General features: G+C 44.2%; 7 protein-coding genes. 4 read left to right on the forward strand and 3 right to left on the reverse strand.

The genetic code is table 11. The features are described from left to right. Both H2C83_RS13650 and H2C83_RS13655 read right to left on the reverse strand, forming a co-directional pair. Positions 1 to 642 (reverse strand): recombinase family protein (locus tag H2C83_RS13650; protein WP_181741709.1); only part of this gene is annotated, 642 nt, incomplete at its 3' end. Positions 643 to 943: 301 nt separating this feature from the next. Then, positions 944 to 1,426 carry a hypothetical protein gene (locus tag H2C83_RS13655; protein ID WP_181741699.1) on the reverse strand — a complete coding sequence of 161 codons (483 nt, stop codon included), beginning with the start codon at positions 1,424 to 1,426 and terminating at the stop codon, positions 944 to 946. Between the two features lie 32 nt (positions 1,427 to 1,458). Between H2C83_RS13655 and H2C83_RS13660 the strand changes: the two genes are divergently transcribed. Both H2C83_RS13660 and H2C83_RS13665 read left to right on the forward strand, forming a co-directional pair. Further along, positions 1,459 to 1,854: a transposase gene (locus H2C83_RS13660; RefSeq protein ID WP_181741701.1), complete on the forward strand. Its 396-nt coding sequence runs from the start codon at positions 1,459 to 1,461 to the stop codon at positions 1,852 to 1,854. Next, positions 1,851 to 2,063: a hypothetical protein gene (locus H2C83_RS13665; RefSeq protein ID WP_181741711.1), complete on the forward strand. Its 213-nt coding sequence runs from the start codon at positions 1,851 to 1,853 to the stop codon at positions 2,061 to 2,063. Before H2C83_RS13660 ends, H2C83_RS13665 begins: the two co-directional genes overlap by 4 nt. Positions 2,064 to 2,595: 532 nt before the next feature. Here H2C83_RS13665 and H2C83_RS13670 read toward each other — a convergent pair. Beyond that, the gene (locus H2C83_RS13670; RefSeq protein ID WP_376766369.1) at positions 2,596 to 3,816 is read right to left on the reverse strand and encodes a cytochrome P450; all 1,221 of its coding nucleotides are present in this window, start codon (positions 3,814 to 3,816) and stop codon (positions 2,596 to 2,598) included. A gap of 116 nt (positions 3,817 to 3,932) precedes the next feature. Here H2C83_RS13670 and H2C83_RS13675 point away from each other — a divergent pair, with 116 nt between their 5' ends. After that, positions 3,933 to 4,490 (forward strand): PadR family transcriptional regulator, encoded by a 558-nt coding sequence (locus H2C83_RS13675; protein ID WP_181741705.1) that lies wholly within the window; start codon positions 3,933 to 3,935, stop codon positions 4,488 to 4,490. Between the two features lie 165 nt (positions 4,491 to 4,655). Continuing rightward, positions 4,656 to 5,378, forward strand: coding sequence for a chitosanase (locus H2C83_RS13680; RefSeq protein ID WP_181741707.1), 723 nt, complete (start codon positions 4,656 to 4,658; stop codon positions 5,376 to 5,378). Positions 5,379 to 5,825 lie beyond the last annotated feature (447 nt).

Here is a 5,825-nt window from a genome sequence, read left to right on the forward strand (position 1 = left end):
CCACTTTAACTTGTAGTCGCTCAACCAGTCCTCCAGGCTGTCAATTAATCGTTTTTCAATATACTCAAACCGGCTGCTTTTATTTTTGCAATTCCTGTAGCACTTAATATGGGGTTTCTGATTTGTGTATGGCCGGTATACCATGGAAGCACCACAAAACCCGCACTTGATCAGTCCGGCAAGAGGATTGGTAATCCCTTTTTCCAAATGATACGGTGGATGATATTTTCGTTTGAGGTTGTTCTTGGCCTTCAGAAAAATATCCATGGAGATGAGCGGTTCATGCTTGCCCTTCACATCAATCCACTCAGACCGTGGTCGCGTTTTTACTTCCCGTTTTTTCAAAGGATCGGTTGACTTGACCGATGCTTTCTTTTTCCATTGAATTCGCCCGGCGAACATGGCGTTTTTGATAATGTTTAATACACTTGCGCTGCTCCATGGTTTTCCGGTATAGGAACGATAGCCAAGCTCGTTCAGTTTATGGGCAATTTTATTGGAGCCCATTTTTTCATCGGGATTTTCTGACGTATACCATTGGAAGATCATTTTCACTACCGGAGTCTGGTCAGGATCCGGAACAAGATAACGCCCCTTTTCATCTTCCTGGATTTGGTAGCCATAAGGCGGCCTGGTTCCCAGGTAATTGCCTTCCTCTGTTTTCTATAACAGAAACCCGGAAGGCCACTTTTGTTTGATAAAAGGAGGTCTTTTATTCATTTTATGGACGAATGCGCTTTTCAATGTCATATGTGTATGGGAAATCAATCAGTGATATTCAGGTTCAAAGTTGGGATAAAAGAAAGAGGGCGTCGTGGTGCCATACATAATCCAATGGAGTTTTACCTTTATCAATCCACAATTTCTGCCCAAGTTCTTCCAGCCAAAGACGACCTTGTCAAATTTCCATCCATTTAATCCGGCACTGATGAAAAAAATAAGACTATTCGGTCAGAATAGAAACCCTGAGTGGAGGTGCAAAAAAGCACAAAGCTATCCCTATAATCAAGACACCTGCAAATGCAATGTACTCTTTAAACTTGACAATCCAATCCCAAGTGGCAACAAAGGCGTTGATAACTACTTCCGTAATCTTCGATAGGATGGCTGTTAGCCATTCCCAAAAAGCAGATATCTTTTCTTTTGTCCATTCCTTTGCATCGGAAAGCTTATCTTTTGTCCAATCCCATGCTTCCGTAAACGGCTCACTGATTGAATCCCAGAATCCTTTTTCTTCTTTCACAGACGGTGTGTCAGCTGGCTTCTCCTGTTGAGAGGGAGGGGATTGTTCAAATTGATTGAATTCATCATTGACTTTGGGGACATTAAAGCTGCCGCCGGCATAAACAGTGTCATTGTCCCAGATGATCATTCCTGCAAAGATAATTAACAGGATTAGGAGTATTTGATAAGTTTGTTTACCCATAGAGTTAAATTACGGAATATGTACTGTATTTTTTGCCTTCCGTAACAAAAAAGGGGGAGCCACGCTTCCAGAATGAGGCACTCGGGCGAAGCCGTGGAGGTCTGACGACCAAAATTCACCTCGCTTGTGACGGGAAAGGTCGCCCGCTTGCTTTTACTCTCACTCCTGGTCAGCAACATGACTGCACCCAATTGCAAGCTTTGCTCGACTCCATTTGCGTTCCACGTATCGGAAAAGAAAAGCCTCGCAAGAGGCCGGATCATCTGATTGCAGACCGTGATTACAGCTATCCGTCCTGTCGCCGTTTTTTGCTTAAACGCGGCATTCCTCATACAATCCCGGAACGTAGGGATCAAGCTGAGCGCCGTTCCAAAAACCGGGGCGTCCTCTCTTCTTCGATCAAGAAAAATATGCACGTCGAAACGTGATTGAACGCTGTATCAACCGCCTGAAGCAATGGCGTGGCTTCGCCACTCATTATGAAAAACGGGCGGCTTACTTTTTTGCTGCCATCACCTTGATTTCTTTGATGATATGGCTCAAATTAACTATTCAGACACGCCCTAAAAAGGTGTTCGAAGATCATCCCCAAAAGAACTGCTATGATCGGGATGAATATCCATGTGTGAAGAGGTGATATGAGGCGAATGTCCGATACATTAATCCGAGTGATAATGGGATAGCAGGTGTTTGGGTCAACAATCAAAGGATGATAGCAGACGGAACCTAAATCAAATTTATCGCAGATGATTAAAAAAGCTAGTGGGTAAATCGAATGCTTTCACCTTGGCTTTTTTCATGTCTTTGTTTGATGCGGGAATGCATTGGCAGCGTCAAATGATGAAACAGACCCGGAAGTAACGGGATGTGCTGATGATGCCAAACAGCCAGAGATAATCCGCTTAATGGAATATTGATTGAGCTTCGATATACCCCTGCTTGTCGTACAGCATAGGCAAGAATAACTCTGCCCAGAAAATGCGACCAAATTGCCTGTATTTGGCTAACGCAGATCAACAGTGAGGGTTGCCAAAAAAGGATAATCCCCGGCCGAAGTTGGCCGGGAATTATTTTCTGAAAGGGAAGTGCGACAATTTGTTGGAATAGTCTGGATTTAGAGCGGGATACTTGCTTCAGAAACAGAACTGATGAGTTGATTGATCCTGCTGTTAAGCTTTTTCCAATCGGATGGGCAAGCTTTTGAGAGATTGGCCTACCGCTGAATCGGTCAGATGCTCGACAACGTTAAACCCTTCTGCCGGATAAATATCGGCAAATCGTTTTACAAAGGTGGTCAAAGCAATGTTCGCTTCCATGCGAGCCAGCGGAGCACCCAGACAGAGATGCGGACCGGCTCCGAAAGTCAGATGGTGTTGATTGTTCGGACGATGGATATCAAAGTTTTCCGCATGGTCAAATTTGGATTCATCCCGGTTCGCAGCACCAGTCCATGCCACGACGATTTGCCCTTTTTTCAGGTTATGCCCGAAAACGGTTGTATCTTGGGCTACCTGGCGATCTATGGCAACCGGGAAGCGGTAGCGCAACACTTCCTCAATGAGTTTGGGAACTAAAGACAAATCGGCTCGTATTTCCCGGTAAATGCCCGGTTGGTCAAATAACATGGAGTAGAATATATTGGAAATAAGCATCGTTGTGGTTTCATTTCCTGCACCCAATAATCCTATGCTGAACCTGACTACTTCTGCGTCCGTTAATTGTTCGCCCTCAAGCGTGGCCCTGGTCAAGTCGGAGATGATGTCGTCTGCGGGATGCTTCCGTTTCTCTTGCACGATGGGATACAAATAGTCAGAGAACTCTTTTAAGGCTTGTGCTTTTTGTTCGGCGACATCACCAAAGGTTTCTTTGCTATATGGGTAAAAGAGGATGTCTGACCAGGCTTTGATCAACTCCCTGTCCCTGGAAGGAACACCCAACAGCTCCGCAATGACCGTAACCGGCAGGGGGATGGCCAACTTCTGTACAATATCCACAGTCGCCTGTCCTTCTATCTCTGCGATCAATTCATCGGCAATGGCTTGAATCCGGGGTTCCCATTCCCTAAGGCTGCGGGGAGTGAATGCCTGGGCAAGAAGTCCCCGCCGAGTCCGGTGTTCAGGCGGATCACAAAAGTTGATATTGGTCCGATTGTCGTCACGGGGGACGGGAATAAAACTTCGTTCCTTTTTGTTGGAGAATAACCGGTGATCCACAAGTACACGCTTGACATCATCATATAAAAATACATTCCAGACATTTTGCCCGGCATCATAAAACACAGGGCTGTTTTCTCTCATTTCTTTATACCAGGCAAAAGGTTCCCATTGCGCCTGCTTTGTTTTAAGCTTCGACATTTCTTGCAAAAAGATGGTTTGGGTTTGATTCATAATAATCCCTCCTATGTTATAATTACATATGTTAAATTAACACGTTATATGTGTTAATTTAACATATACCAGAGAATAATGTAACCTGTTTTGCGAAAATTTCGACGAGGATGATGCCTGTGTATGCGGAGATCCTAATATTGAGCCAACTTCTGTCAGGTCCCAAACACGGTTATGAAATAAAGAAAAATATTCAAGGGGCGCTTGGAGAGGAGTTTGAAATCAACAATAATCTGTTGTACCCTGCTTTACGCCGTTTTTTGGAAATGGGTGCCATCTCCCGGGAAGTCGTAAAGTCTAGAGGCAAACCTGACCGTCACGTCTACTTTTTGACGGATATGGGGGAGGACATATTTATTGAAATGATTCGCGATTTCCCGGATAAATTGGCTGCCAGCCAATCTGAATTTTTGGTGCGGGTGGCATTGTTTGATCGCCTGGAATCAGATATGCGGCAGGAAGTTCTGCAAAAGAGACAGGAAGTGTTGCAAAAAAAGCTGAATTTTTATCGCCAGATTGAGAGCACTCATCCGCAAAATCCTTATGTGATAGAGGTGATTGCTTTCCAAAAGGCACAGGTTGAACATGAATTGGCCTGGATTGCGGACTTGCAACAAAAAGAGGGGGAATTTCAAGAGTGCGGGGGTCGTACCAACCCTGATTCCCGAATCAATTAATACGGGTGTAATGATAATGTTATTTTAACAAGATGTAAAAACAAAATTGAATGGACTTTTTCGCCATATATACAAGAAATATAAAAAACGGCCGGGATCTTGGTTGATATAATATTTTATTATATGGTGGTACCTTGCGTTACAGAAAAGGAAGGGGAATAAAACTTGAAAACTCCTGAATTTACAGTTGCTGAACAATTAACCAGTATCTTCGAAAATGGAACCACCGAAATACAATACGGCTATTGTGAAAATCTTGGAGATGGCCGGGGATTTACATGTGGCCGTGCCGGTTTCACTACCCGGGATGGCGATGCATATGAAGTAATACAACAATATTCCCGACTGGTACCGGATAATCCACTGGCAATATTTTTGCCAGAGTTAAAAAGACTTTATGAGCAAGAAAGCGATGAAACATCCGGTCTTCCCGGATATGGGAAAATATGGAAATTGCTTGAAAATGACAAGGCCTTTCGTGCAGCACAAGATAATGTGGTTTACGAAGTCTATTACTGTCCGGCGATGAAGTACGCCAAAAAGGCAGGTATAACTACTGCTTTGGGGAAAGCAATTTTCTATGACACGATTATTCAACATGGAGAAGGGGATGATCCGGATGGTTTTCCTGCACTTATCAGGCGAACAATAAGGAAGATGGGCGGAAAAACACCTCAGGCGGGTGCAGATGAAAAAAAATGGATCGCCACTTTCCTGGATGTTCGACGGGCAGATCTTGCCCATTCGTTTGATGCTGACACACGAGCAGAGTGGGCAGAATCAGTAGGAAGAGTGGATACATTCAAGCAACTGATAAAAAAAGGAAAATGGGATTTGACAGTACCCTTCACGGTTGAGTGGGAAGGGGAAAAGTATCATATCTTTTGATCTTTAAAGCAAGCTGGTTTTGTAATCCGGTCAGTCATAAGTCCGAGGTAAGTACAAAAGCGGTAATTTGATCCGTGGCCAGGACAAGGACTGCCCGAATTTCAAAACAGGATGAAGCACGGCAATTTTTCAAAGCAGCAGGCCCCCAGCGGTCCGCATCGCTTCAATGAGAAAAACAGAATTCCCTGTGAGAGCTTGCCGTAGTGGGAAGAATAGCTGCGGGTTGGACCAAAAGCTACCCCGTTTCATGTGGGTAGCTTTTCATGTAATTAGGAAGGAAACAGTACTCTTATTATTTGTATAAACTGGATGTCAGACTTTCGGATAAACAGTAAGGGTAAACTGATCTCCCGTCTGCCATTTTTCCTTTTTATATTCACATCGGTCCAGTACACTCCTGAGAAGAGTGTTTTTTACTTTAGGGTCGGAGGTTGCCCGGTAAAGCTC

Source organism: Thermoactinomyces mirandus, from assembly GCF_013868055.1.
GTDB classification, from domain to species: Bacteria; Bacillota; Bacilli; order Thermoactinomycetales; family Thermoactinomycetaceae; genus Thermoactinomyces; species Thermoactinomyces mirandus.

Coding starts and splice junctions, on each gene's coding strand:
- H2C83_RS13655 (WP_181741699.1), bottom strand. CDS start 1,426: ATGGGTAAACAAACTTATCAAATACTCCTAATCCTGTTAATTATCTTT.